The organism is Candidatus Dactylopiibacterium carminicum (genome assembly GCF_014736495.1).
GTDB lineage: Bacteria > Pseudomonadota > Gammaproteobacteria > Burkholderiales > Rhodocyclaceae > Uliginosibacterium > Uliginosibacterium carminicum.
In genome coordinates this window covers 42,734-65,959 of record NZ_MDUX01000003.1, presented here as the reverse complement: position 1 = coordinate 65,959, position 23,226 = coordinate 42,734, and the positions used below count along the sequence as shown (strand labels likewise).

Annotated in this window: 23 protein-coding genes and 1 pseudogene; 16 read left to right on the top strand and 8 right to left on the bottom strand. The window is 64.5% G+C overall.

The window, feature by feature from the left end; genetic code table 11:
• The 7 genes from BGI27_RS01710 to BGI27_RS01680 all read right to left on the bottom strand — a co-directional run bounded on the left by BGI27_RS01710 (nt 1) and on the right by BGI27_RS01680 (nt 7,558).
• The gene (locus BGI27_RS01710; RefSeq protein ID WP_170942887.1) at nt 1–903 is read right to left on the bottom strand and encodes a Mu-like prophage major head subunit gpT family protein; all 903 of its coding nucleotides are present in this window, start codon (nt 901–903) and stop codon (nt 1–3) included.
• A gap of 19 nt (nt 904–922) precedes the next feature.
• Entirely contained in the window at nt 923–1,372 is a 450-nt protein-coding gene (locus tag BGI27_RS01705; RefSeq protein WP_095523186.1) for a hypothetical protein, read from the bottom strand.
• Nucleotides 1,373–1,395: 23 nt separating this feature from the next.
• On the bottom strand, nt 1,396–2,559 hold the full coding sequence (locus tag BGI27_RS01700) for a phage protease (RefSeq protein WP_095523185.1): 1,164 nt from the start codon (nt 2,557–2,559) through the stop codon (nt 1,396–1,398).
• A 270-nt stretch (nt 2,560–2,829) separates the two neighbouring features.
• Nucleotides 2,830–3,321, bottom strand: coding sequence for a phage virion morphogenesis protein (locus BGI27_RS01695; protein WP_095523184.1), 492 nt, complete (start codon nt 3,319–3,321; stop codon nt 2,830–2,832).
• 97 nt (nt 3,322–3,418) lie between these two features.
• On the bottom strand, nt 3,419–4,615 hold the full coding sequence (locus BGI27_RS01690; RefSeq protein ID WP_223871538.1) for a phage head morphogenesis protein: 1,197 nt from the start codon (nt 4,613–4,615) through the stop codon (nt 3,419–3,421).
• Between the two features lie 46 nt (nt 4,616–4,661).
• On the bottom strand, nt 4,662–6,251 hold the full coding sequence (locus BGI27_RS01685; RefSeq protein WP_095523182.1) for a DUF935 domain-containing protein: 1,590 nt from the start codon (nt 6,249–6,251) through the stop codon (nt 4,662–4,664).
• Nucleotides 6,245–7,558, bottom strand: coding sequence for a hypothetical protein (locus tag BGI27_RS01680; RefSeq protein WP_223871546.1), 1,314 nt, complete (start codon nt 7,556–7,558; stop codon nt 6,245–6,247). Before BGI27_RS01680 ends, BGI27_RS01685 begins: the two co-directional genes overlap by 7 nt.
• On the opposite strand from BGI27_RS01680, the gene BGI27_RS01675 reads away from it, so the two are divergent.
• From BGI27_RS01675 to BGI27_RS01620, 13 genes and pseudogenes are all read left to right on the top strand, one after another.
• Nucleotides 7,536–8,261 carry an ExeA family protein gene (locus tag BGI27_RS01675; RefSeq protein WP_239591079.1) on the top strand — a complete coding sequence of 242 codons (726 nt, stop codon included), beginning with the start codon at nt 7,536–7,538 and terminating at the stop codon, nt 8,259–8,261. The genes BGI27_RS01680 and BGI27_RS01675 overlap by 23 nt on opposite strands.
• 326 nt (nt 8,262–8,587) lie before the next feature.
• A complete protein-coding gene (locus BGI27_RS01670) occupies nt 8,588–8,851 on the top strand; it encodes a hypothetical protein (protein ID WP_095523180.1) in 264 nt (87 codons plus the stop codon).
• Nucleotides 8,851–9,291 carry a hypothetical protein gene (locus BGI27_RS01665; RefSeq protein ID WP_223871536.1) on the top strand — a complete coding sequence of 147 codons (441 nt, stop codon included), beginning with the start codon at nt 8,851–8,853 and terminating at the stop codon, nt 9,289–9,291. The genes BGI27_RS01670 and BGI27_RS01665 overlap by 1 nt, the downstream gene beginning before the upstream one ends.
• The gene (locus tag BGI27_RS01660) at nt 9,291–9,548 is read left to right on the top strand and encodes a hypothetical protein (protein ID WP_095523179.1); all 258 of its coding nucleotides are present in this window, start codon (nt 9,291–9,293) and stop codon (nt 9,546–9,548) included. The genes BGI27_RS01665 and BGI27_RS01660 overlap by 1 nt, the downstream gene beginning before the upstream one ends.
• A gap of 2 nt (nt 9,549–9,550) precedes the next feature.
• Complete coding sequence (locus BGI27_RS01655; protein ID WP_095523178.1) at nt 9,551–10,084, top strand: host-nuclease inhibitor Gam family protein; 534 nt, start codon at nt 9,551–9,553, stop codon at nt 10,082–10,084.
• Entirely contained in the window at nt 10,084–10,794 is a 711-nt protein-coding gene (locus tag BGI27_RS01650; protein WP_095523177.1) for a DUF7168 domain-containing protein, read from the top strand. Before BGI27_RS01655 ends, BGI27_RS01650 begins: the two co-directional genes overlap by 1 nt.
• A 95-nt stretch (nt 10,795–10,889) precedes the next feature.
• Nucleotides 10,890–11,216: a hypothetical protein gene (locus BGI27_RS01645; RefSeq protein ID WP_141239692.1), complete on the top strand. Its 327-nt coding sequence runs from the start codon at nt 10,890–10,892 to the stop codon at nt 11,214–11,216.
• A complete protein-coding gene (locus tag BGI27_RS01640; RefSeq protein ID WP_223871535.1) occupies nt 11,171–11,869 on the top strand; it encodes a gp16 family protein in 699 nt (232 codons plus the stop codon). Before BGI27_RS01645 ends, BGI27_RS01640 begins: the two co-directional genes overlap by 46 nt.
• Nucleotides 11,859–12,230, top strand: coding sequence for a Mor transcription activator family protein (locus tag BGI27_RS01635; protein WP_095523175.1), 372 nt, complete (start codon nt 11,859–11,861; stop codon nt 12,228–12,230). The genes BGI27_RS01640 and BGI27_RS01635 overlap by 11 nt, the downstream gene beginning before the upstream one ends.
• A 120-nt stretch (nt 12,231–12,350) precedes the next feature.
• Nucleotides 12,351–12,611 (top strand): annotated as a pseudogene (locus tag BGI27_RS18395) (Ig-like domain-containing protein); the annotation flags it as partial.
• Nucleotides 12,612–12,656: 45 nt separating this feature from the next.
• Nucleotides 12,657–13,847 (top strand): Ig-like domain-containing protein, encoded by a 1,191-nt coding sequence (locus tag BGI27_RS01630; RefSeq protein ID WP_263406595.1) that lies wholly within the window; start codon nt 12,657–12,659, stop codon nt 13,845–13,847.
• Nucleotides 13,848–13,928: 81 nt separating this feature from the next.
• Entirely contained in the window at nt 13,929–17,315 is a 3,387-nt protein-coding gene (locus BGI27_RS01625; protein ID WP_095523173.1) for a type I secretion C-terminal target domain-containing protein, read from the top strand.
• 309 nt (nt 17,316–17,624) lie between these two features.
• Nucleotides 17,625–19,457 (top strand): TolC family outer membrane protein, encoded by a 1,833-nt coding sequence (locus tag BGI27_RS01620; protein WP_095523172.1) that lies wholly within the window; start codon nt 17,625–17,627, stop codon nt 19,455–19,457.
• An 18-nt stretch (nt 19,458–19,475) separates the two neighbouring features.
• Here the strand turns inward: BGI27_RS01620 and BGI27_RS01615 are convergent, their stop codons facing one another.
• On the bottom strand, nt 19,476–20,108 hold the full coding sequence (locus BGI27_RS01615; RefSeq protein WP_095523171.1) for a DNA alkylation repair protein: 633 nt from the start codon (nt 20,106–20,108) through the stop codon (nt 19,476–19,478).
• A gap of 60 nt (nt 20,109–20,168) precedes the next feature.
• Between BGI27_RS01615 and BGI27_RS01610 the strand changes: the two genes are divergently transcribed.
• The 3 genes from BGI27_RS01610 to BGI27_RS01600 are packed head-to-tail and all read left to right on the top strand — an operon-like array spanning nt 20,169 to nt 23,162.
• On the top strand, nt 20,169–21,608 hold the full coding sequence (locus tag BGI27_RS01610) for an MFS transporter (protein ID WP_095523170.1): 1,440 nt from the start codon (nt 20,169–20,171) through the stop codon (nt 21,606–21,608).
• Nucleotides 21,609–21,651: 43 nt separating this feature from the next.
• On the top strand, nt 21,652–22,515 hold the full coding sequence (locus tag BGI27_RS01605) for an EamA family transporter (RefSeq protein WP_095523169.1): 864 nt from the start codon (nt 21,652–21,654) through the stop codon (nt 22,513–22,515).
• A 17-nt stretch (nt 22,516–22,532) separates the two neighbouring features.
• Nucleotides 22,533–23,162, top strand: coding sequence for a class I SAM-dependent methyltransferase (locus BGI27_RS01600; protein WP_095523168.1), 630 nt, complete (start codon nt 22,533–22,535; stop codon nt 23,160–23,162).
• The last annotated feature ends 64 nt before the right edge of the window (nt 23,163–23,226 follow it).

The following is a 23,226-nucleotide window of genomic DNA, read 5'->3' as shown; positions in this document are numbered from 1 at the left end:
TCAGGCCGTGGCCAGCCAGGGGTTCAAGATGAGCTTGCTGGTACCAGCCCATTCGTTGGTCTCGCCCCCACTGGCCAGCGGATTGTTGAGCACCTTCAGAGCTGCACCTTCCATGCTGCCCGGCACCATGGTGTGGGTGTGGCGCAGCGCGAGCGGACGGCCGTAGTCGCCCGTCAAGGTCTGCAGGCGGCGGCGAGCGGCGGCGTAGTTCTCGGCGTTGAAGGTCTGCTTGCTGCGCACGATCAGTTGCCACAGGCCGGGGCCTACATTCACGCGGGCATCAATGCCGAATAGGAACTTGTCCTTGAGGAACACTTCGGAGTCGTTCAGATCGGTGAGTGCGCGGAAGTTGTAGTCACGGCGCTTCTGGAACACCAGCGGCTTGATTGCGCGCGAGAGGTCCATCACGTACCAGGCCGGGCCGGCACCCCCCATGTCATTGCTGACAGAGGTTTCCTTGCCCTTGGCGTCCAGCACCGGGTGATCGCTGTCGAACAGGTTCTGCTTGTCGTAGCAAATCGGGTTCGCCTGCAGCACCTCGACCGCCAGTTCGTTCGGGTGCTCGCGGGAGCTGCGGCCCATCTCGGTGTAGACCGGCGAGTACAGGCCATAGGTGTCGTCTTCCATGGCGTCACGATCCACGCCCTCGGTCAGCTCGAACTTGCGGTTCTTGATTGAAAACTCCGCGCCTTCCAGCGAATGAATCACGCGATCGCCGATCCATTCGCGGATCTTCGGCAGGCTCTTGAGCCAGGGATACACCTCGACGGCCGTGGTGCTGGGCACCACGATGCAGATCTGCTCGAACAGCGAGCCGGCGTCCCCCAAGGATGCGAAGCCCTGGGCGAAGTTGGCCTTGTAGGCAGTGGCCAGGGCCTTGAGGTTTTGATTGGTCAGATCCATTGATGTTCTCCAGTGAGGATCAGGCGGACGCGCCGCTGGTGGGGTCGAGCAGCACCCAGACGCCCTGGTCGTCGACGTCATCGACGTAGCCGGCAACGCTGCGCGTGGCAGCGCTCTCGACGACGGCGCCGGTCTTCGCAACCGTCTGGTCATCGACCAGGTAGCAGCGCTTGCCCACGTCAGCGAGGGTGATGAGATCGGCGTCGGCGGAGTTGTCGAAGCGGAACACGCCGCGCTCGACTTCAACCGACGCCGCGCCGTTGGCGCCAGCGCTGTTGTCCACTTCGGCGGCGAAGCGGCCGAGCGCGATGCGGGCGGTGGCGGTGGTGGCGGGCACGGCGAAGCCAGCAGCGTTCAGCACGGCGATGCCGCCGGCGAAAGCACGCGCCGCCGCGCCCAGAGGGTAGCCGCGCACGGCACGCACGGTGCCACGGCTCGGGGTGTTGCGATTCTTGGTAAGGGCAGTCATTCAAGTTCTCCTGGTGGCGTTGATCAGCGCGCGGCCGCCTTGAACTGGTCGGCCGACACCCCGGTATTGGCGAGCACGCGGCGCTCAGCCTCACTGAGTTCATCGCCGCCGCCCTGGCCGTCGGGCTTGCGGCCCTGGGTCTGCGTGGCCTTCAGCGCGGCGATGCCGGGGGCGTCCGCCAGGTGCGCCTTCAACGCCACCAGCCCGCCCTGGCGGAGGTAGTCGGCCGTGGCCTTGCCAGCGATGCGGCCATCGGCAAGGCCTTCGTCGATCAGGCGATCGATCTCGGCGGTGTCGCCATGCGCCTTCAGTGCCACCACCTGGCCGCGCAGTTCTTCGTACATGGCTTTGGGCACGAAGCCGGAGAGATCCGGCGCAGTACTTGCCGCCTTGGCCTTGAGTGCTACCACCGCATCGGACACGTTCGCGCCTTCGGCGACGCCGAGTGCGCTGCGCACTTCCTGCACCAGGTCGGCGCGGGCCTTGAGCGCAACGACCGCGTCGTGCGCCCCTTGTTCGGTGGTGTCTGCCGGGAGTCCCAGCGCGGCCACCAGCTTCTTGAGCAGTTCATTCACTTCAACATCCTCCACGTGGGGTGCGGAGGCCAAAGCCCCTCCGCTGGCATTGCTCGGGGGCGCGAAACGCGCACGCAGCGCGACGACTCGGTCCATGCCGTCGACTGCTGCATCATTCACAAGCGCGACGTGCAGCAGCTCGAGCACGTCGCCGGTGTCTTCGTCGGTCAGCAAGACCGGGGAGAGGTAGCGGTATTCGTTACACTCGATCCAGGCGCGAGCGCGGTCAGTCCATTGGATCGGCGCGAACAGCCCCTCGCCGGGGGTGTATTGCACTGAGGCCGGATCAATCCAGCCGGCCGCCGGCGCGGGCTGGCCGTTCTGTTCCGCCAAGAGCGTCTGATGTTCGTAATCGACGACGATGGGATTGGTCCGCGATTTCAGCGTCGCCAGCACGCGCTCGGCGACCTGCGGATTCATGCGCCAGCCCTTCAGTTTTTCCGGGCGGCCGTCCTTCGAACGGAACACGCCATCAGGGGTGAGCTGACACAGAGGAGCGCGAGCCGCCCCCGCCGCCGATGTGGCAGCAGCGACATCGAACGAGAGCACGACCAGGCCCGAGGCATTCAGGCGCGGTTTTGTGGCGAGAGAGGTAGCGAGGGGTGCAGGCATGTCGCCGAGTGTGGCGACACGAGTCGGCGAAGTATTCGGAACTGGTTCACAACTGCACAGAGCGCGCAGACCAGACCAGATGAGCGCCCGAGACTGGGAGCCAGTAGATCATTGCGAGGAGATTCCCGCAATGGCAGCCTCTTGCGTGGCCTGCGAATAGGGCACGAGGGGCTTTATAAAGCTTTGCAAGACCCAAAAAGTCCTGTCGAGGCAGCATCCGGCACAGAGGTCCGCTCAAAACGCTCTACGGGCGTATTTCAATTCACCGGTTTATCCCCGCCCGATGTGATGCTCCAGCACATCCATGATCGTCTCTTCGGCCTCGGGCGTCAGCTGATCTGTCGCCGTGTCGAAAGGCATGTAGGGACGCGCGGAGATGCGCCGGTTCGGGATCATGGATTGCGGCGAAGTGACGCCGCCGAAGAACTGCATGGCAGCGTAGGGTTTGTTGCTCGATACCCATGCCGCTGCATCCGTATGCCCGCCCTGCACGGACGCGGCCAGACCGCCGGCCGAGAGCTGCAACATGGGCGAACCGGCAACACCGCGCCTGGCGCGCAGCTCAAGCGTGGTTTCCGTGAGCGCTGGCCAGGGGCCACCCGGCCCGGATTGTGTCTGGAACTGACGCTCGCTCACAGAGACAAGCACGGCTTCCACGTCGCGCATCAGCGGCTCGGTATCGCCTAGCGCGGCGCGCAGCTCTTCCAGCGTTGCAGGCGCTGCGCCGTCCATGCCGGGCAGGTCGATGGATATCCCGTTCATGTGTGCTACCTTTCATGCATAGGCGGTGATCCTCCCTGGGGGAGGCGGCTCCAGCAGGAGCCAGATGGCCGGTTCGAACCCTGGCACCGCCTTGTTCTCACACGAGTACCCAGCGCCCGCTCCGGATCTTCCGTGCAGCCTGCGCGTCCCGGTACGCAGAATCCACGGCGCCCGCCGGCGAGACGATCACATACAGCCCCTCCGGCAGCTCCGCCACCAGGTTGCCCGTCTCGGTATCGCGGTACCAGCGCGCCGCTGGCATCTGCCGGGGCATGGCCTCCCACTGCGCCCGCGTCGGCGCATCCCCTCGACTGGCATGCCGGCGAGCCTTGGCGCCGACCAGCAGCCGGTCCTCGACGAACAGCACGGATGCTGCCGAGGCTTGCGCCAGCTGCGCGGGCAGCACTCCCAGCGTCATCGTCTGGCCCTGCGTTGTGCCCTGCGCAAAGGTGTTGCCTACAAAACCATCCCAGGCGCGCAGGCGCGGCGCCGAGGTCACCACGCGCTGTACGTCTGTATACGCCGCATCATCGCCCAGCGCGGCCTGCGCCTTGCGCAGCAGCACTTTGTCGAAGTTATGGCCCGCCAGCGGGCTCGAATTGAAGCCCGGGTCCGTCCACATCATCTTGCCCTGGCCGTTGCTGCCGGTCCGGATGCCCGTCTGCTCGGCAACGAAGACTTCACCCGTGCGTGGATCGGTGCCGGCCTCTACCGTGCGGGTCTCCAGCTCGCCTTCACTCTCGTGCACAGTGAGCCCCTCCCGGCGCACCTGGCCAGCGGTGAGCGGGCGCACCCGGCAGCGGCAGTTGAAGCCGTTCGGGGGCGTGTGCGTGTGCCAGATCGGGTCATCCTTGCGGAACACCTGGCCATTGAGCGCGGCATGGCTGGGGCGCGTCCGCCCGTCCTCGATCGCCACGTACTGCAGATAGGGGAAGGCTTCGGCCTCCATCGCTGTCTGCATGCGCCCGGCCATGTAGGCTGACTGCAGGTTTGTCTGGTAGATCGTCTTGAGCCGGTGCGGGCTGCCCAGCTGCACAAGCTCGGCGCCGCCCTCTGAATCCACGACGACCTGCTTGCCCCACCAGCCCTTGCTTTGCAGCAGCGGGGTGAGTTCGTCCGAGAACTGCCGCAGCGTCTTGCCCTCGCGCGCGGCATCGAGCACGCCGCGCCGCAGATCCTGCAGCACATCCAGCCTGGCCACGTGTGCCACGGTGAATGCGCGGGCCTGGGCTTCATCCCGCATCTCCTGCCAGCGCTCGGTTACCCGCAGCCCTTTTGATTCCAGGTACTTCACGGCGGCCTCCGGCTCCATCCCGAAGAGCGCCCGCAGTACCGCCGGGTCACGCGTCGCCATTGAGCGTGCCCCACATCTGCGCAGCCCACAGCAGGCGCGCCAGCCTTTCCTCGAGCTGCCCACCGTCCTCGGTCGGGTAGGTCTCCGCCAGCCAGCCAAGCAGCTTGGCCGGATCCTGGTCGCCTGCATCCTTCAAGCGCTCGAGCACAGGCGCGAGCAGCTCGCGCGCCTGGGCGTCCAGCGCTTCGGCGCCGATGGCCTCGATCGCGGCATCGAGCATCGCCTGGTCCGTGGCGGCGGTGCCTGTGTCGGCCTTGAGCGCGACCACGCCCGCACCCAGCCCCCGTTTCAGCGCACTTACGCCCGTCATGGCGGGCGTGCTCATCAGCACGGCATCCTTCTCGCCGGCCTGCGGGATGCGGCTCTTCTCATGCAGCCACCACACCGGGATTTTCGCCCCCATGCCGACGAAGGTCGGCAGGGTCTCGGCGAGCAGCTTCAGATCGTCGGCCTCGCCTGTGTCCAGGAAGAAGCGCGGCGCGCGGCGGCGGTCTTCGATGCCGAAGTTGAGGGCGGCCATCGGCCACAGGATGTCCCGATTGATGGTGCTGGCGTACTGCCGCGCGTCAGACCGGATCAGGCTCATCTGACTGCGCTCATGCACGTTGCCCAGGGCGTTCGTGTTGCTGTCGCCACTGGTGCCGCTGGTGAGCGTGCCACCCAGGATGGCCCGCGCCTTGGCGCGCTCGCACCAGCCGAGCATGGCCAGGAACATATCGGCCTTGCCATCGGCCGCGTCCTGGAAGTTGATGCGCATGCTATCCGGGATGATGCCGGCAGCGTTGTGCCCCAGGCCCACCACCGCGCGCAGCAGCGTGGCCTTGTCCTTCTCGCTCGCGCCAGAGGGGTAGCGGCCGATGCGGATCGGCAGGCCATACAGCTCAAGCAGCTCGGCGAGATCGCCCAGCGCGTAGTTCTGGAACAAGTACGGCCAGGCCAGTACCCGGTGCAGGCCGGCGCGGGCCACGTAGCCCGCCTTGGCGCGGTGTCGGTGCTGCACCCAGCCCAGCGGCCACAGCTCTGCACCGATGGCGCTGGCATCGCGCAGACGGAGTTCGTTCTGATCCTCGGGGTTCAGGCGGAACCACGAATGCGGCCGCCACTCCGGCTGCTCAACGTAGCGCAGCGCGCCATCGCGCGCCCAGGGCAGCTCAAGATTCGCCCAACCGTGGCCGATGCCGCTCCCCATCTCGATGATCAGATCCTCCACGTCCAGCCCGGAGAACACTTCAACCGCATGGTCCGTGGCGCGCTGCTCGGCGGGCGTGGCGTTGTCCGGCGCTGCGATCTGCCACTCGAGCTCTGCGGCGAGCTGGCGGCGCTTGCCCAGGTCCGCCGCGATCTGCGGATCCTTCTCTTCCATGTCTTCGAAGAGTTCGTGCTGCGCCTTGAGGTCGCCTTGCTCGGCCGCCTCCAGGATCTGGTACAACTTAGCCGGCGTCAGCCCCTTGCTGGGGTGCTCCATGAATTCGCGCTTGAGCTGCCCGATGCGCGCGTCGCCCGAGCTTTGCTGCTCCTCGAGCGCATTGCCGCTATTGCCAAAGATGCGGCCGATCAACCCCTTGATGCCTACCATGCGCCACCTGTCGAAGTGCTGGCGTCGTCGTCATCGTCGCCGCCATGTTGTGAAAAGACGCCGCCCTTGGGTGCCGGCGTCCAGCCGCTTTCCCACTGGCCGACGGGGTTGAGCGCCGCGAACTCCATCAGTGCGCCAGCGACAGCGCCGTCACCGTGGCGTACCAGGTCCGGGTCTTTCAGATCCTTGCGCTCGATCTTCGGCACCATGGGCACGCCGTCGATGTACTCGACGGCGCGGTGGTCATCTTCAAGCGATGCGTCGCGCGGCAGCGTGATGAAGCCGTCTTCGAAGAGCGAGATGTACTTGCCCATCCAGAGGCTGTACCACGCGCGGGAGAGCGTTACCTCATGCACCGGGCCACCGCTGTAGGTGCCGGTCTCCTTGTCGAGCGACGCCCGGCCGTAGCGGTCGGCGGTGTATTCCATGAGCGTTTGCCCCGGGCCGGTCGCGTCGCCTGCCAGCGTCCAGTTCGACAGCGCATCGAGCAGCGCCCACAGGATCTGCTCCTGCTGCCGCGTCGGTGCGTTGGCCAGCTCGACCAGGAACGGCACGTCGCGCCGCAGATCCTGCGTGACGCGTGCCGGTGTGATGACCGAGAAGTGGCGGTGCCTGGCGAAGTCCATGCCGATCGCCCAGCGTCCGGTGAAGCCGGCCATCGCTGCCTGGATCTGCGGCTGCAGGTGCACGGCGATCCAGGTGGCGCACCAGGTCTCGCGCTCACGCTCGGGGCGGCGCGGGAAGTCGTCATCGAAAACGATGCGCAGCACGGGCTGCACCTCGGGCATCGCGCGCTCGATCCACACGCCAGGGACTGCGGAGCCCTCGCCATCGCGGGGGATCACATCCAGCTCTTCGCGCATCGCGGCCTTGCGCGGGCCGTATGCCGCGCGGATCGCCGTGTACCAATCCTTCTTGCCTTCGGCCGTGGCCACCTTGCCGCGCATGGCGCACACGCGCTCATAGAGGCCATTGGCCACCGCATCATCAAACCGGATCCGGATGACCTTTGCACGCTTGCCGTAGCGCCCGGCGCGCACATCCTGCACCAATTGATTGAACGGGTTCTTCTTGCCGCGATGTGTAGACCACACGCGGATCTTGCCGCCCCAGATCAGCAGCGCCGTGGCGGATTCGAGCACGCCGCCCACATCCTTGTGCAGTGCCGCTTCATCGATGTCGACCAGCCCCTGCAGGCCGTGGATGTTCTCCGGCCGGGATGACAGCGCGGTCACACGAAAGCCGCTGGCAAAGCGCACGCGAAAGGCCTGGATGTTGCGGCTGGTGGGTGAATCAGGCAGCGGCAAGACGACGCTGCGCGAGGAGCTGGAAGAGCGCATCCGCATTGAGCAGCGCCAGGTGATCATCATCAAGCCGTACGTGATGGAGATGGAGAAGACCGAGCGCAAGGGCAAGCCGATGTGGGCGGGCCAGGTGTCGGAATCAATCATCCACACGCTGGACCCCGGCGCCAGCATCCGCAGTAGTACGCAGGCGCGGAACAATCAGGTCCACAAGCTGCTCGCCGAGAGTGAGCGGGCGGGCTACCGCAATCTGCTGATCATTGAAGAGGCGCACCGCATGCCGGTGAGCACGCTGCGCGCGCTCAAGGGCTTCATGGAGTTGAAGACGGGGCTGCGCCGGCTACTGGGTGTGGTGCTGATCGGCCAGCCGGAGCTGGACAACACGCTCAACGATAAAGATCCGGCAGTCCGCGAAATCGTGCAGCGCTGCGAGCGGCGCGAGATGCTGCCACTGGATGAGGATCTGCCTGTCTATCTGGGCCACAAGTTTTCCCGCGTGGGGGCGAATGTGGCCGATGCGCTGGCTGATGGTGCCATTGATGCGATCCGCGCCCGCCTGACCCGCTTGCCGCGTGGCGGCAGCGCCGCAGAGGGGCGCAGCATCTGCTATCCGCTGGTGGTGAACAACCTGGTGACACGCGCGCTGAACGCCGCCGCCGGTGTGGCGATGCCCCGCGTGACCGCTGACGTGATTGCGGGGTGCTGACATGCACAAGTCAAACAAGCATGTGCGCCTCACGCAGAAGCAAATGGCCGCCTGGACTGCCGCGCTGCCGAACCGCACCGTGCGCTCGGATCTGACCATCGAATTCAAGGGGCGGCTCTATAACCTGCAAGGGATTCATGGCGGGCCGGCGGCCTGGTGCGCGCGGCGCCGATCTTCGGGACGGACGCCGTCCGCGTCGAGGTGCGCATTCCGAACAGCCATCCTGTGCTCGCAATGGTGCAACCGATCAAGCGCCCGGTGATCCGTCGCAGCCATGCCAATGCCAGCGTGCTCGATCTGCTCAACGGTGGTCAGGAGGTGCAGTCATGATCCCGCGCGCCCCGCATACCCGCCGCTCACGCCGCACCACGCACACGGTGATCAACCTGCTGATGTTCGGCGCCGGTTTCATCGCCGCGCATCAGCTGATGGCCGCCCGCGTGGCCCAGGCCGACACCGCGCTGCTTATAGCAGACACCACCGTGGCCGCCGCCGAGGCGGCGGTGCAGCACGCGCATGCACAGATCGACATGCTGACAGATTGCCGTCTGCGTGATGGCAGCGTCGTGTTTGCGATGGGAGGTGAGTGATGGATATCACTGTTAAATGCACCCGCTGCCGGCATCAATGCCCGAGTTCTGATTGGGTGAATATCCCGAGCAAACGCTTTTCCGGATGCACTGAGAAGACCTGCCCGAAATGCGGCTGCCGCTCCTATTTCGACATGACGCCGCAGGTCGCATGGTGCTGGGCGTCTGGCTTGATCGAGATCGGCGACCAGCTTCCTGCTGACGCTCCAGACGGTGGTGGTGCGATTGAGATCTGCGCCGGGCCGAAATTCGCGCTGAAGGGAACATTAGCTGCTCTCGCTCGTCGGGGCTATGAGGGCCAGCTCTTGGTTCCTGGTGTTCCTGAAGCGTCTGGTCAGAGAAAGAAGGCCGACGCGCTGGCCGCGTGGCTGAATTGGTGCGCAAAGGGCAACGGCAAGAAGTCGAGCGACGGAGTTGTGTTTTCGGGAGGACATGCCTGATGCACGCAAACGTCCTCTCCACGCGCATGCGTGATGCGCAGAACGCCCTGGGCGCACTGCTGGATCACGAAGTGAAGGTGCTCTCCGTGCAAGTCGGGCCGACAGATGCACCGCCGACGATCCGCATCCGCCCCTCAGCGTTTACCGCTGCCCTGCAGCCCAACGCCCGCCCTGACTACACGCTGCTGGAGGCGCGCACGCACTGGTGCGGCGCCGAGCTTGTGTGGTCGATCCCGAAACCTGAAAACGAGGTTTGATCATGACTGCAATGAACGACATCGAACGCCAGGCCGAGCGCTATTCCGAAGCGCGCGAAACGCTCGCCGGCCTGCTCACGGAGCTGCAGGCAACGACGGAGGCCATCAAATCCGACCGCCTGCCCGCTATACGCCGCGCCATCCGCCGCGCAAGCGAGCAACACGACAAGCTGCGCGCGCTCATCGAAGAGGCTCCGGATCTGTTCGCAAAACCTAAATCACGCGTCCTGCACGGCATCAAGGTCGGCTTCCAGAAGAGCAAGGGGAAGATCGAATTCGACGATCCGGACCGCGTTGTGCTCCTCATCGAGCGCCACTTCCCCGAGCAGGCCGACGTGCTGATCGCTACAAGCAAGAAGCCGGCAAAGGACGCGCTCGCAAACCTCACCGGCGCCGAGCTGAAGCGCTTGGGCATCAACGTCATAGAAGGCGGCGACGTGTTGCTGATCCGCCCCGTCGACAGCGCGGTCGACAAGATGGTCGACGCGCTGCTCAAGGCTGCGACGGATGACAAACAGGATGAGGAGGGCGAGTGATGGAGGATAAAGCCAAGATCCTCGACAAGATCAAGAAGTGCATGGCACTGGCTCAAAGCGGCAATGAGCACGAGGCTGCCACTGCACTGCGTCAGGCGCGAGCACTTATGGAGTCCTGCGGTATCACTCAAGCTGAAATGCTGGCTATTGGCGTGAGTGAGGCACGTGCTCGGGCTGGAGCTACGGAAGCGCCGCCGCGCTGGGAGATCCAATTGGCTGGACATATTGCCAACGTGTTAGGTTGCCGCCTGATGTTTTCGGGCAGCCTGCTAAGTTCGTTCGGCTACGTGCCCGAGTGGTCTTTTATCGGCGTTTATCCCGCCAACGACGTGGCGCAGTACGCCTTCGAAGTACTGTTCCGCCAGGCTAGCCGTGCCCGCAAGCAGCACATCAAGGATGTGCTCAAGCGCTACAAGAGATCGAACAAGACGCGTCTGGCGGATCTCTTCTGCGAGGGCTGGGTGCAGACTGCCGCGCTCCAGGTTGCGCCGCTCTCCGGATCGGTAGCCACCGAAGAGGCGCTGGATGCATACATGAAGGTGAATCACCCGGAAACGAGCACGCTCGATGTGCGCGACCGCAACGCCGGCCGCCAGTTCAGTAACAAGGAATACGCCAGTTTCACGGCAGGTAAGGACGCCGGCCGCGAGGCCGAACTCAACAAGGGCATGGGCGCAGCGTCGGTGCCGCTGATGATTGGGGGTGCGTGATGCCTTCTCTGTCATTCAAGAAACAGTTCGCCCCGGCCGTGCGCGCCGGGCTGGCGGTGCGGGCCGCAGGGCGCGAGCCGTTCCTCGGGGAAGCTGTGAAACTGCAGACCATCCGCTTCAGCCCGCGCCGGCAGTACAAGGCGGGCGATCAGCTGCATATGTTTACAGGCATGCGGCAAGCCGGGTGCGAGCGCCTAGGCGTGGCCGTGTGCCGCAGCGTGCAGTCGATCGCGATCAATCCGAGCGCGGGCGCGGTGGAGCTGCAGAAGGCTGGCGTCCGCATGCCGCTCTTCGAAGACGAAATCGAAGAGCTGGCCCGCGCAGATGGCTTTGCTGATGCGAAAGCGTTTTTCGCATTCTTCAATGCGGAGGCGGAATGCTCTGGCGTGGTCTGGCTCGCGGGCCAGCTCATCAAGTGGTGAATGCGATGGCGACGACATCATCAGATGACCGCATCCGCCTGATCCGCTTGATCCACGTCGGGCGCCGCGAACTTGCGATGGATGAAAATACCTATCGATCCATCATCCGCGAAAAGACGCGCGGCGCGCATGACAGCGCGGCGGATTGCAGCGTGACTCAGCTGGAGCGGGTGATCGCGCATCTCAAGTCTGCAGGCTTCAAGGTGAAGGTGAATGCCAGCGCTGGCACACAGCGCCGGGGCGGCAATCGAGCCATGGCAGATGACGATCAGAGCCGCATGATCCGTGGCATTTGGCTGGAGCTGCACGGCATGGGGATCATCCGCGATCCGTCAGAGCAGGCCATGGCTGCCTTCGTCTGCAGGCATACAAAGATCGAGGCGTTGCAGTGGCTCTCAAGCAAGCAGGCCAGCAGCGTGATCGAGCACATGAAGAAGTGGCGCAACCGCATCCTCACCGAGCGGCAGCGGGCGCTTTGGCAGGCGCTCGGTCTCTCGATGACGCCCAGCTTGGCCGAGTTGGCTGTGCAGCATGAGCGGTGCCTGGCGGTGGCAGAGGCCGCGCTCGGTGGTCGCGTCGATCCGATCCAGCAGCACCAGGCACGGTTCGAGCAGGTGCTGCGCAAGGCAGGGGAATTGCGAGATGGCGATTAATACAAAGACCGAGGCACTGCGTACCGAGCTGCTGTCAGACGTGGAATCGCACGGTCGCAGGATCTGCATCGATCACGGCCTGCCTGCAGATGTGGCAGAGCAGGTCGCGGTCGCCATCGCGGATTTTCTCGCTGAGCACTGGGGAGGCCAGAACCTGAACTTCCCGAAGGACTATCGCTATAAGCTGGCTGCTCGCGATCTCGCCATCTATCGGCGGTTCCGGGGTGACAACTACCATGAGCTGGTGAAAGAAACAGGGATGACGGAGCGCGGACTCCGCAAGCTCATCGCCCGCGTCCACGCCCGAGAACTCCCGCGCGTCCAGCCCCGCCTCTTCGAAGACACCACCGACTCCGACTGATTGCATCCCACGCAATCAATTTGCGGAGCCGGTCCCGTCAAATCCCGATACGTCCCGCTGTATCCCGGATTTATCTAGCACCACCCCCCGGATTTATCTCGTTCCCCTTCACTAGATACCACACCGCCAACAGCCACCATCAGCCTTGATCCGATCACGTCAGACAATACGGTCAACCAAAGCGAAGCCCAGGGCAACATCGCGATCACAGGCTCGGTCGGCGGCAGCGCCAGACCAGGCGATACGGTCACGCTGACCATCGGTGGCCAGACCTACTCCGGTGTGGTCGACTCCAATAACCAATACAGCATTCCGGTTCCGGGCAGTGTACTGGCAGCTAATGACCAGATCACAGCCACGATCACCCCTGCCCCGGACGCAGCAGGCAATCCCGGAACGCCGGCATCGATAGAACATGCCTACCAGGTGGACGTAACGGCCCCGTCCATCACCGTCGACGCCCCCGCGCTCACCAACGACTCCACTCCTACCATCACCGGCAGCACCGACTTGCCTACCAGCAGCAGCATCAGCCTGACGGTGACGGACGCCAACGGCAATGCGCAGCAGTTCACGGCCATAGTCCAGCCGGATGGCAGCTATAGCGCAGACGTTCCCGCCCCCCTGCCCGAAGGCGGTTACACAGTGGTCGCCAGCGGCACCGACGCAGCCGGAAACCAAAGCACGGCCACCGACTCCGGCGAATTCGACATCCCTGCCCCCACCAACAACAATCCCACGGCCAACAACGACACGCTGACCACGGCCGAGGACACCCCGGTCTCCATCACTGCCGCTTCGCTGCTGGCCAACGACACCGATCCCGATGGCGATCCGCTGACCCTCACCTCCGTGCAGGGCGCCGTCAATGGCACCGTGGCCCTGGATGCCAGTGGCAACGTGGTCTTCACGCCCAACGCCAATTACAACGGGCCGGCTTCCTTCACCTATACCGTCTCCGACGGTCAGGGCGGGACTTCCACCGCAACGGTCAATCTCACAGTGACCGCCGTCAATGATGCGCCCACGGCCAACAACGACACCGGTGCGGTGACCGAGGATGCCACTCTCAGCGTCTCCGCTGCCAATGGCGTGATCCAGAGTGCAGGCACGGCCGCAGGCCGCGACTCTGACCCCGATGGGGACTCCCTGAGTGTCTCCGCCGTGCGTACCGGGACCGAGACCGGGGGCGGGACTGCCGGCACCGTGGGCGCTGCGCTCGTGGGCACCTACGGTACCCTCACCCTCAATGCCGATGGCTCCTACGTCTATGTCGCCAACCGGGCCGATGCGCTGGCCGCAGGGGCTACCGCGACCGATACCTTCACCTACACCGTCTCCGACGGTCAGGGGGGCTCCGATACCGCACAGCTTTCCATCACCGTCACCGGCACCAACGATGCGCCGACGACGGATGACCTCCATATCTCCGGCAACGAAGACACCCGGTTGACGATCAACCTGCACGGATCCGACGTGGATGGCACGATCTCTGGCTATGTCATTTCCAGCCTGCCCGGCAATGGCATCCTGTATTCCGATGCAGCGATGACCCATCAGATTTCAGCGGGGGATTTGGTCAGCGGCCCGGTATATTTCATGCCCGCACCTAACTAAAGCGGCAACGCCAGCTTCCAGTACGCCGCACAGAACAATCTGGGGCTGCGTGATGCAACGCCTGCCACGGTCAACCTGAATGTGCTGACGGTCGACGATGGCACACCGGTGGCGGTGGGGGATCGCTTCTCCACCCTGCTGGGAACGCCGATCACGCTGACCACAGCGCAGTTGCTGTCCAACGACACGCTATTCGATAACGCACGGATCACGGCCACGGGGTCGGTATCCGGCGGAGCATTGGTGAATAACGGAGACGGTACCTGGACCTTCACCCCCTCGGCCATCGGCACCGGCACCGGCACCGGCAGCTTCACCTATACCCTGACCGACGATGACGGTCAGACGAGCACGGCCACGGTTTCGATCACCGCTTACTCCGGCATCGACGATCTGGCGACCGTTTATGAAAGTGCATTGCCCGGCGGGACAGGCGGTGGCACGACGGTGGCTACCGGCAACCTGCTGGCCAACGACGGCAATACCTCGGCCTCGATCACCAGCGTGGCCGGCGTTACGGATGGCTCGGCGAACGACACCGACACCCGCGCCGGCTATATCGGCATCGATACGGCGCACGGCCACCTCGTCGTCAATACCAGCGGCAGCGGCTCCGGCGATTACGTCTATACGCTGAAGTCGCTCGCCGACAACAGCGCGCCGGCAAACAACAACAGCCTCACCGAGAGCATCGCCTACACCACCAGCAATGGCAGCACAGCGCATCTGCAGGTCAGCATCATCGATGACCGTCCGCAGACCGTCAGCCGCACGGTACAGGTGGCGGAGGCCTCGCAGCCCGACTACAACCTGCTGCTGGTACTCGACACCTCGCGCTCAATGACGCTGGCGGAAGCCGGGGGCGTGGTTCAGTCTCAGGCCGCAGGTGGCTCGGTGAGCCTGACCACACGTCTGGACATGGCCAAGATAGCCATGAAGAACCTCATCAGCCAGTACTTCGACCAGGCCTCCAGCGTCACCGTGCATCTGGTCACCTTCGGCCCCTCCGGCACACTGGTGAGCTACGGCGGCACAACGACCTTCACCAGCAAGACGGCGGCACTCGCAGCGATCGACAGCATCTCCGTCTCCGCCGACGGCGGCACGAACTATGAGGCCGGGCTCACTGCCGCACGCAAGGCGCTGGATGCCAACAGCAACGGAGTGGTGGACAACACCAGCGCACAGACCGTGAGCTACTTCATTTCGGATGGAGCCCCGACCTCGAGCAACACCAATACCGCCACCTCGGCCTGGAATACCTTCACGGCCAATAACGGCATCCAGTCCTACGCCATCGGCGTCGGCTCAGGCATCACCGCCTCCACCGCACTCAATACCATCCACAACGTGGATGCCGACAGCAGTGGCACCCGCGACAGCGCGATCATCATTCCGGACCTCAACGATCTGTCGGGTACGCTGACCAATTCAGTCCCGACGGGTTATGGCGGCAACGTGATCACCGATGGCCAGGGCTCACTGACCAGTGCGCTGGGTGCTGATGGCGGATATATCAAGACGCTTACGGTCAAGCTGGATACCGACGCGAATGGCACGGCGGATACCAACGTGACATTCAGCTACAACGCGAACTCCCACCAGATTTCCTGGGCGGGGGGGCACCCAGCAGGCTCACCGATCAGCGGTGACACGCTCAACCTGACCAGCGCCCGTGGCTTCACGCAAGGCACGCTGAACTTCAACTTCGCCACTGGCGGCTACACCTACTACACCGGTGGTTCCGCCTCTGAAGGCAGCAGCTTCTCACTGAGCTTCGTGGCGACGGATGGCGATGGCGACCTGACCCAGCCCACCACCCTGACCTTCGCAGTGGTGGATGGGCACCCCATCGCACGCCCGGATTTCGACACCCTCGCCCCCAACGGCACAAGCTTCACCGGCAACGTGATCACCGGGCTGGATACTAACTCCGGGCTTGCCGAAGGCACGCTGGTAACGGATTTCACCGCGCGTGGCTCCAGTGCCGACACCATCGTCGACAACGCTCATGTGACGAGCATCGTGTTCCAGGGGCATACCTTCAATCTCGCCGCGGCAAACAGCGGCAACGTGCTCGGCGGCAGCTACACGGTCAATGCCAGCGGCACACTGACCTGGACGCACGCCTCCAATGGCTCCAGCCTGGTATTCAACAGCGCGGGCTATTACAACTACACCCCGGCCAAGGCCGACCTGCCCAACCCGCCAACGTCCAGCACCATCTCGGTCGACCTCGACTGGACCCCCAGCGCATCGAGCGGCCTCAGCGTCACCGGTCGTGACGAAAACGGCAACAACGCCTCGATAACCTATCCCAACAATCTGCTGACCTTCTGGAACAACGGCGCGGGCGTCACAGGCCAGGGGGTGAACAATTCGGCCATGAGCTCGGATGTGCGCAACAGCCCCAACCGCTATCTGGATGCGCTCGAAACCATGGTGTTCACATTCAACAGCGCCACGCATCCGCACGGAGTCGAGAATCTGCGCTTCGTCATCAATGCGGACAACAGCAATCTCGGTGATCGCACCAGCGTGGGCGGAGCCAGCTCGCTGACCTACAGCGTGTACCACATCGACGGCCATCTGCTCGGCACCTTCACCAGCACCGACGAAGGCACGGTCACCCTGCCCCCGGAATTCAGCAACGTAGGCTCGGTCGAGGTGCAGGCGGCGTCCGACACCTATGCACGCATCTCGGGCATCAGCTACCAGTCCATCCTGACGGACGATTGCGACACGGTGGTCGCACCAGTCGTCATCGGCTACACGCTGACGGACAGCGACGGCGACACCAGCAGCAGCACGCTCACGCTGCGCAGCTACACCAACGCATTGACCGGGGATGATGGCAACAACACGCTCAATGGCACGGACGTCAACGATCAGCTATCCGGTGGTGGTGGCAATGACGTCCTCAACGGCGGCGCCGGGCACGACCTGCTCAGCGGTGGCCACGGCAATGACATCCTCAACGGAGGGAGTGGCGATGACTTCCTGTTCGGCGGTCATGGCAACGACATCCTCAACGGAGGTTCCGGTAACGATCGCCTCGTCGGAGGCGCCGGCAATGACGTCCTGACAGGGGGCACCGGCTCGGATGTATTCGTCTGGCAGCTTGGTGATCGCGGCACGGTCGGTACGCCTGCGGTGGACACCATCACGGACTTCGACAAGACCACCGCCAGCGGCGATGCACTGAACCTGCGCGACCTGCTGCAGGGCGAGCAGCATTCCGGCACGGATCTGGGCAACCTCACCAACTACCTGCACTTCACGGTCGCGGCGGGCAGCACCACCATCCAGATCAGCAGCCAGGGCGCCTTCGGCAACGGTTACAACGCCGCCGCCGTCGATCAGCAGATCGTGCTGCAGGGGGTGGATCTGAGCAACGGCGGCAGCCTGGCGAATGACCAGTCCATCATCCAGGACCTCCTCAACAAGGGCAAATTGCACGTGGATTGAGCCCACACGGGGTGGCCATGCCCGATCCCGGGGACATGGCCACCGGCCCGTACCTGCGGACACGATATACCGACGTCAAGGCATGACGGACGGCATCTGCCGGGGAATGACTTTGAATGAATCGAGGCGCCCGGTGGCCCTCTCCGCAACGGCCGCACCGCAACAGGAAAGAAAGCCCCGCATGCCACCGGAGACCCACCTGGGATACCCGGACAGCCCCCAGCCAGAAAACAGAGAGCAACAAGCAGCCGGCACCACGGCCTTTGCCGCGGGCAATCCCAGAAGAACGCATCGAACCGGAGACTCCTCATGTTTCACAAGAACATACTCGCCCTATCGCTGACCCTGCTGGGCATGAACCTGCATGCCGCCACGCTGGAAGAGATCGCGGAGCGTGCCCTGGCGCGCAACCCCGACGTGCAGATGAAGCAGCATGAGTACAAGGCCTCCGGCTTCGAGCAGGATGCCGCACGCGGTGGCCTGCGCCCGCGCATCGACGTGCAGGCCTACGCGGGCCGCGAGCGTTACGACCCGGATGCGGGGACCAGCAACTACTTCAACCACCCGGGCGCCATCGTGGAGCTGCGCCAGTTGCTGTTCGACGGCGGCGCCACGCGCGGTGACATCCGCCGTCTTGGATATGCCAGGGTCACGCGTTATTACGAATTGCTACAGGCCGCCGACGACGTGGCCTTCGAGTCGTCGCGCGCCTATCTGGATGTGCTGCGCTATCGCCAACTGCTCGAACTGACGCAGGACAACTGGCAGATCCACAAGGAAATCTACGACCAGATCAACGAACGTACCCAGGCGGGAGTCGGGCGTCGGGTCGACCTTGAACAGGCGCGTGGGCGTCTGGCTCTGGCTCAATCGAACTGGCTGACCGACATGAGCAATCTTCATGACGTGAGCGCCCGTTTCGAACGGGTCGTCGGCGAGATACCGCCAGTGCTGGCCGATGCGCCCAACCTGACCGGCCAGCTACCGCCCGAGCAGACTGCGCTGAACGACGCGCTGCAGAGCAACCCCGGCTTCATTGCCGCCGTCTATAACCTGCGTGCAGCACGCGCGCAAACGGATGTACGCCGCGCAGCGAGATCACCCACGCTAGAATTCCGCGCCTCGGCGGGCAGCGAACGCAACCGTTCTGGCTTCGATGGCAGCTATAACTCCGGCGCGGTCCAGCTCATGATGAACTACAACCTGTATCGGGGCGGCGCAGACAGTGCCCGCATACGACAGGCCCTCGAGAACTTCGACACGGCGCTCGCCGCCCGCGAAAAAAGCTGTCGCGACATCCGCCAAGTAACCTCCATCGCCTGGAGCAACATCCGCAAACTGCGCGAGCAGATGATCTTCCTGAACCAGAACCTGCAATCCACGCAACGGGCACGCGACGCCTACCGCCAGCAGTTCGACATCGGCCAGCGCACCCTGCTCGACCTGCTGGATACCGAAAACGAACTATTCCAGGCGCGCCGGGCCTACGCGGCGGCACAGTTCGATCTGCAACAAGCCGAATTCCAGGTGCTATCCACATCGCATCGCCTGCTGCCCAGCCTTGGCCTGGCTCCGGTGACAGCCGGCGTTCCGCCCGGAGACGAGGAAGATCCGGAAGATTCCGTGGCCTACTGCAGCCAGCAGCGCAACGCCGCGGCGATCAATCTGGAAGTGGCCTTACCTCTTAGCCTGCCGCCTCCGGCGCCAATCCTCCCGGCGGCCCCGATGCAAACACCGCCCCCCGCACCACAGGCGGCCCTTCCCCCGAGCGACAAGGGGCCGGTGCCCGCACAATGCGAATTCGCCGCCAATGACTGGGCGGCAGCCTGGTCCGCGCGCGATCTGAACAAGTATCTCGGCTATTACTCCACAAACTTCCAGCCGATGACGCGTGCCGACCGGGAAGACTGGAAACGCTTCCGCGCCGAGCGCCTAAACAAGGAGCAGATCTCCGTCAGCCTCAACGGCTTGCAGGTCAAGCAGCTGAGCGAGAACAGCTGCGAGGTCAGCTTCGCGCAGCGCTATCGCTCATCCAACTACAACGATGATGTGAACAAGCGCCTGGTTCTGCGCTATGAAGGCCCCGCAGGCTGGAAGATCGTTCAGGAGGTCGCCTCGGGGAACGGCTCCTCCAGCAACTAGCGCAAGGGGGGGGCGGGCTCAGATGCCGCCCGCCCGCTTCTGCAGATGTGCGCAGGCCAGCTTGTGGGTCTGCCGTACGCCCCGGTCATCCAGCTCCCAGCTGGCAAGTTCGTCCGCGACAGCCTGCGGGTGTTTCTTGCTGATGTCGCGTAGCGCGTTGCCCACTGATTTGCGTACGTATTCGCTGGGATCCTCGCGCAAGGCCGCCAGCCGACGGATGGCTTCCTGCGGATGCTCACGGAAATACGGCCGGCCGGTCCAGATGCGCAGGCCTTCGGTCACGGCACGGCGCACGTTGGCGCAAGCATCGGCAAGCCAGTCATCTATCGTCGGACAAGCCTTTTCGTAACCGAGATCGGCGCAGAAACGGTCAAACGCCTTGGCCAGAATCTCCTGCACACGCCAGTCGGCATCCTGGCTGACCACCTCACGCATCGTCGCCAGGCTCTCGGCCGAGCCGGCAGCCAGTCGCCCGAGCAGGAAGGTTGCGAGCGAGCGCTCCGGCGGGGTCTCCGAAACCAGGATCTGGCGCGCCAGTACCAGACAGTCCCTGGCGGACAGGGCAGCATGGATTTCATCTGCCGCCTGCTGTATCGGCAGAAAGCCATGATCGCAGGCGGACACTTCCTTCAGCAGGGATTCGAGATGCATGCCGGCCTCCCGACAGCTAAATTGGAGCAGGATACGCTTGCCGCTGCGCCAGCGACACGCATGCCCCCTCCAGACGACTATTCCTTCATGAGCACGCTCAATCCATTGACACGCCGCACCGCGCTGATCGTTGCCAGCGCAGCCTTCATGCAGATGCTGGACGGCGCGATCCTCAACACCTCACTCCCCCAGATGGCACAAAGCCTGGGGGTAAAACCTGTGCAGATGAGCGCCGGGATCACCACCTACATGCTGGTGGTGGCAGCGCTGATGCCGCTTTCCGCCTGGCTGGCAGACCGCTTCGGCGCCCTGCGCATATTTCTCGGCGCCATCCTGATATTCACGCTGGGTTCGCTGGCCTGTGCGCTGGCGCAATCCCTGCCGCAATTCATCCTGGCGCGCATGCTGCAGGGCGTGGGCGGTGCGATGATGGTGCCGGTGGGGCGCATCATCGTGCTGCGCCAGGCCAGCAAGCAGGAACTGCTGGAGGCCAGCGCCGTGCTGATCTGGCCGGCGTTGTTTGCCCCGGTGCTCGGCCCCGTGCTGGGCGGGTTCATCACTACCTACGCAGGCTGGCGCTGGAATTTCCTGCTCAACCTGCCCATCGGCCTGGTCGGCTTTCTGCTTGCCTCGCGCTTCCTGCCGCACACGCAGGTGGAGCCCCCGGGCGCATTCGACTGGAGCGGATTCCTCTATACCGCCGGTGCGCTGGGGCTGGCGCTGTACGGGCTGGAATCCCTGGGGCATGGCGCGATCGCCCGCCCGCTACCCTGGCTGCTCATCGGTGCCGGCTTCGCACTGAGCCTGCTCGCGGTACGCCACCTGCGCAGAGTGACCCATCCGCTGCTGGACCTGCGCACCTTCAAGATCCAGAGCTTCGCCCTGTCCACACTCTCGGCCGGCACCTGGATCCGCATCGCGATCAGTGCCACCCCATTCCTGCTGCCGCTGCTCTACCAGATGGCCTTCGGGCTCAGCGCGCTGGGGGCAAGCAGTTTCCTGTTCGCCTATTTCGCCGGCAACCTGGGCATGAAGGCGATCACCACACGCACGCTGCGCGCTTTCGGTTTCCGCCGCGTACTGTTTCTCAATGGCGTGCTGTGCGGGTTGTCGATCGCGGCCTGTGGCCTGTTCGGTGAGGAAACCGCGCACGGCTGGATGTTCGCCAGCCTGTTCTTCGCTGGCCTCACGCGCTCGATGGAATTCACGGCGCTCGGCAGCTTCGCCTTTGCCGATGTGGATGCGCGCGACCGCAGCTCGGCCAGCACGCTGACCAGCATGTTCCAGCAGCTGGCAATGCTGCTGGGCGTGGCGCTGGCCGCCCTGCTGCTGCACGTGACGCCGGCACTGCGCGGCCATGCGCAGCCCGATCTCACCGACTTCCGCATCGCCTTCCTGCTCAGCGGCCTGCTTGCACTGGTGGCCGCCTGCCAGTTCCTGCGCTTGCCGCCGGCTGCCGGTGCCGAGGTTTCCGGCCACCGCCCGGAAGGAAACGGGTGAATGGCACAATGGCGCCCCCGTTCCCCTGCCCAGACGAATTCTCATGTTCTACGTCCTGCTTGCCGCCAGTTGCAGCGTACTGGTCTCCGTGCTGCTGAAGATCGCCCGCCGCCATGAGGTGGATGTGGCCCAGGCCATCGGCTGGAACTATCTTGCTGCCTCCATCCTGTGCTGGTTCCTGTTGCAGCCGCCACTGCACAGCCTGCAGCAGCCAGGCACGCCCTGGCCCTCGCTGCTGGGCCTGGCCGTGGTGCTGCCGACCCTGTTTCTGGTGCTGGCGCATTGCGTGCGCCGTGCCGGCATCGTGCTGACCGACATCGCCCAGCGGCTATCACTGCTGCTTTCGCTGCTCGCAGCCTTCCTGCTCTTCGGCGAGACGGCCAGCACGCTCAAGCTCACCGGCCTCGGCCTCGGCCTGCTTGCCGTGGTGGGCATCCTCGCCCGCCCGGGGCAGGCTGCCGGCAGTGGCGGCGTAAGCGCCTGGCCGGCACTGCTCACGGTCTGGACCGGCTTCGCGCTGGTCGACGTGATGCTCAAGCACATCGCGGCGGCCGGCACGCCCTTTGCCGCCTCGCTGCAATTGAGCTTCGGCCTCGCCTTCATCGGCATGGCCACCTGGCTGGGCGTGCGCGCGGCACGTGGCGGAGCCGGACTCACGCTGCGCAACTGCGCGGCCGGCCTGCTGCTGGGCACGCTGAATTTCTGCAACATACTCTTCTACATCCTCGCCCACCGCGCCCTGAGCGCTCAGCCCGCCGTGGTATTCGCCAGCATGAATATCGGCGTGGTGGTGCTCGGTACGCTGGTCGGCGTCTTCGCATTCCGCGAACGCCTCTCCCGCCTGAATCAGGCAGGTATCGTGCTGGCCATCGTCGCCATCGTCCTGATCGCGATGGGGAAAAGCTGACTCCCCGAGATCACGCCATGACCAACCCCTGGCTTGAAATACCGCTCACCGATTACGAATCCCACATGGCCTTGCCGGCCATCGCCCAGGCGCAGATGCTGGCAGACGGACTGGTGACTGCGCTGCAGCGGTTTACGCCGGACACCGTGGCGATCGTCGGCTGTGCAGGCGGCAATGGATTCGACAGGATTCCGGCCTCGACCCGGCGGGTAGTAGGCGTCGACATCAACCCGGACTACATCGCAGCCGCATCGACCCGCTACGGAGCCCATATTTCCGGTCTGGAGCTTCATGTGGCCGACATCCAGGCAGGCCCGCTGCCGTTCGAGCCGGTCGAACTCCTCTACGCCGCACTGGTATTCGAATACGTCTCGCTGCCGACAGCCCTGAGGCATCTCGCGCAGGCATGCCAGCCGGGTGGTCACCTGATCAGCGTGCTACAATTACCGGCAGAGCAGCTCCATGCGGTGTCCCCCTCCCCCTACCGGAGCCTGCAGACGCTGCCCCCCCTGATGCGCCTGGTGCCCCCCGACGAGCTGGCTGCCAGTGCCACGTTGCATGGTTTCACACAGGAGGCCGAATACACGACCATGCTTGATTCGGGCAAGGCATTCGCGACCCAGGTCTTCCGTCGGACCTCGGGCTGAGAATCTGCCCGTAACCACGAGGCGGATGGACATGATTCTTCTGTTGCTGGCCTACCTTGGCGGT

Excerpts from the sequence above, each read along its gene's own strand:
- BGI27_RS01710 (WP_170942887.1), bottom strand. The coding sequence starts at position 903 with ATGGATCTGACCAATCAAAACCTCAAGGCCCTGGCCACTGCCTACAAG.
- BGI27_RS01705 (WP_095523186.1), bottom strand. The coding sequence starts at position 1,372 with ATGACTGCCCTTACCAAGAATCGCAACACCCCGAGCCGTGGCACCGTG.
- BGI27_RS01700 (WP_095523185.1), bottom strand. The coding sequence starts at position 2,559 with ATGCCTGCACCCCTCGCTACCTCTCTCGCCACAAAACCGCGCCTGAAT.
- BGI27_RS01695 (WP_095523184.1), bottom strand. The coding sequence starts at position 3,321 with ATGAACGGGATATCCATCGACCTGCCCGGCATGGACGGCGCAGCGCCT.
- BGI27_RS01685 (WP_095523182.1), bottom strand. The coding sequence starts at position 6,251 with ATGGTAGGCATCAAGGGGTTGATCGGCCGCATCTTTGGCAATAGCGGC.
- BGI27_RS01670 (WP_095523180.1), top strand. The coding sequence starts at position 8,588 with ATGATCCCGCGCGCCCCGCATACCCGCCGCTCACGCCGCACCACGCAC.
- BGI27_RS01665 (WP_223871536.1), top strand. The coding sequence starts at position 8,851 with ATGGATATCACTGTTAAATGCACCCGCTGCCGGCATCAATGCCCGAGT.
- BGI27_RS01660 (WP_095523179.1), top strand. The coding sequence starts at position 9,291 with ATGCACGCAAACGTCCTCTCCACGCGCATGCGTGATGCGCAGAACGCC.
- BGI27_RS01655 (WP_095523178.1), top strand. The coding sequence starts at position 9,551 with ATGACTGCAATGAACGACATCGAACGCCAGGCCGAGCGCTATTCCGAA.
- BGI27_RS01650 (WP_095523177.1), top strand. The coding sequence starts at position 10,084 with ATGGAGGATAAAGCCAAGATCCTCGACAAGATCAAGAAGTGCATGGCA.
- BGI27_RS01640 (WP_223871535.1), top strand. The coding sequence starts at position 11,171 with ATGCTCTGGCGTGGTCTGGCTCGCGGGCCAGCTCATCAAGTGGTGAAT.
- BGI27_RS01635 (WP_095523175.1), top strand. The coding sequence starts at position 11,859 with ATGGCGATTAATACAAAGACCGAGGCACTGCGTACCGAGCTGCTGTCA.
- BGI27_RS01620 (WP_095523172.1), top strand. The coding sequence starts at position 17,625 with ATGTTTCACAAGAACATACTCGCCCTATCGCTGACCCTGCTGGGCATG.
- BGI27_RS01615 (WP_095523171.1), bottom strand. The coding sequence starts at position 20,108 with ATGCATCTCGAATCCCTGCTGAAGGAAGTGTCCGCCTGCGATCATGGC.
- BGI27_RS01610 (WP_095523170.1), top strand. The coding sequence starts at position 20,169 with ATGCCCCCTCCAGACGACTATTCCTTCATGAGCACGCTCAATCCATTG.
- BGI27_RS01605 (WP_095523169.1), top strand. The coding sequence starts at position 21,652 with ATGTTCTACGTCCTGCTTGCCGCCAGTTGCAGCGTACTGGTCTCCGTG.
- BGI27_RS01600 (WP_095523168.1), top strand. The coding sequence starts at position 22,533 with ATGACCAACCCCTGGCTTGAAATACCGCTCACCGATTACGAATCCCAC.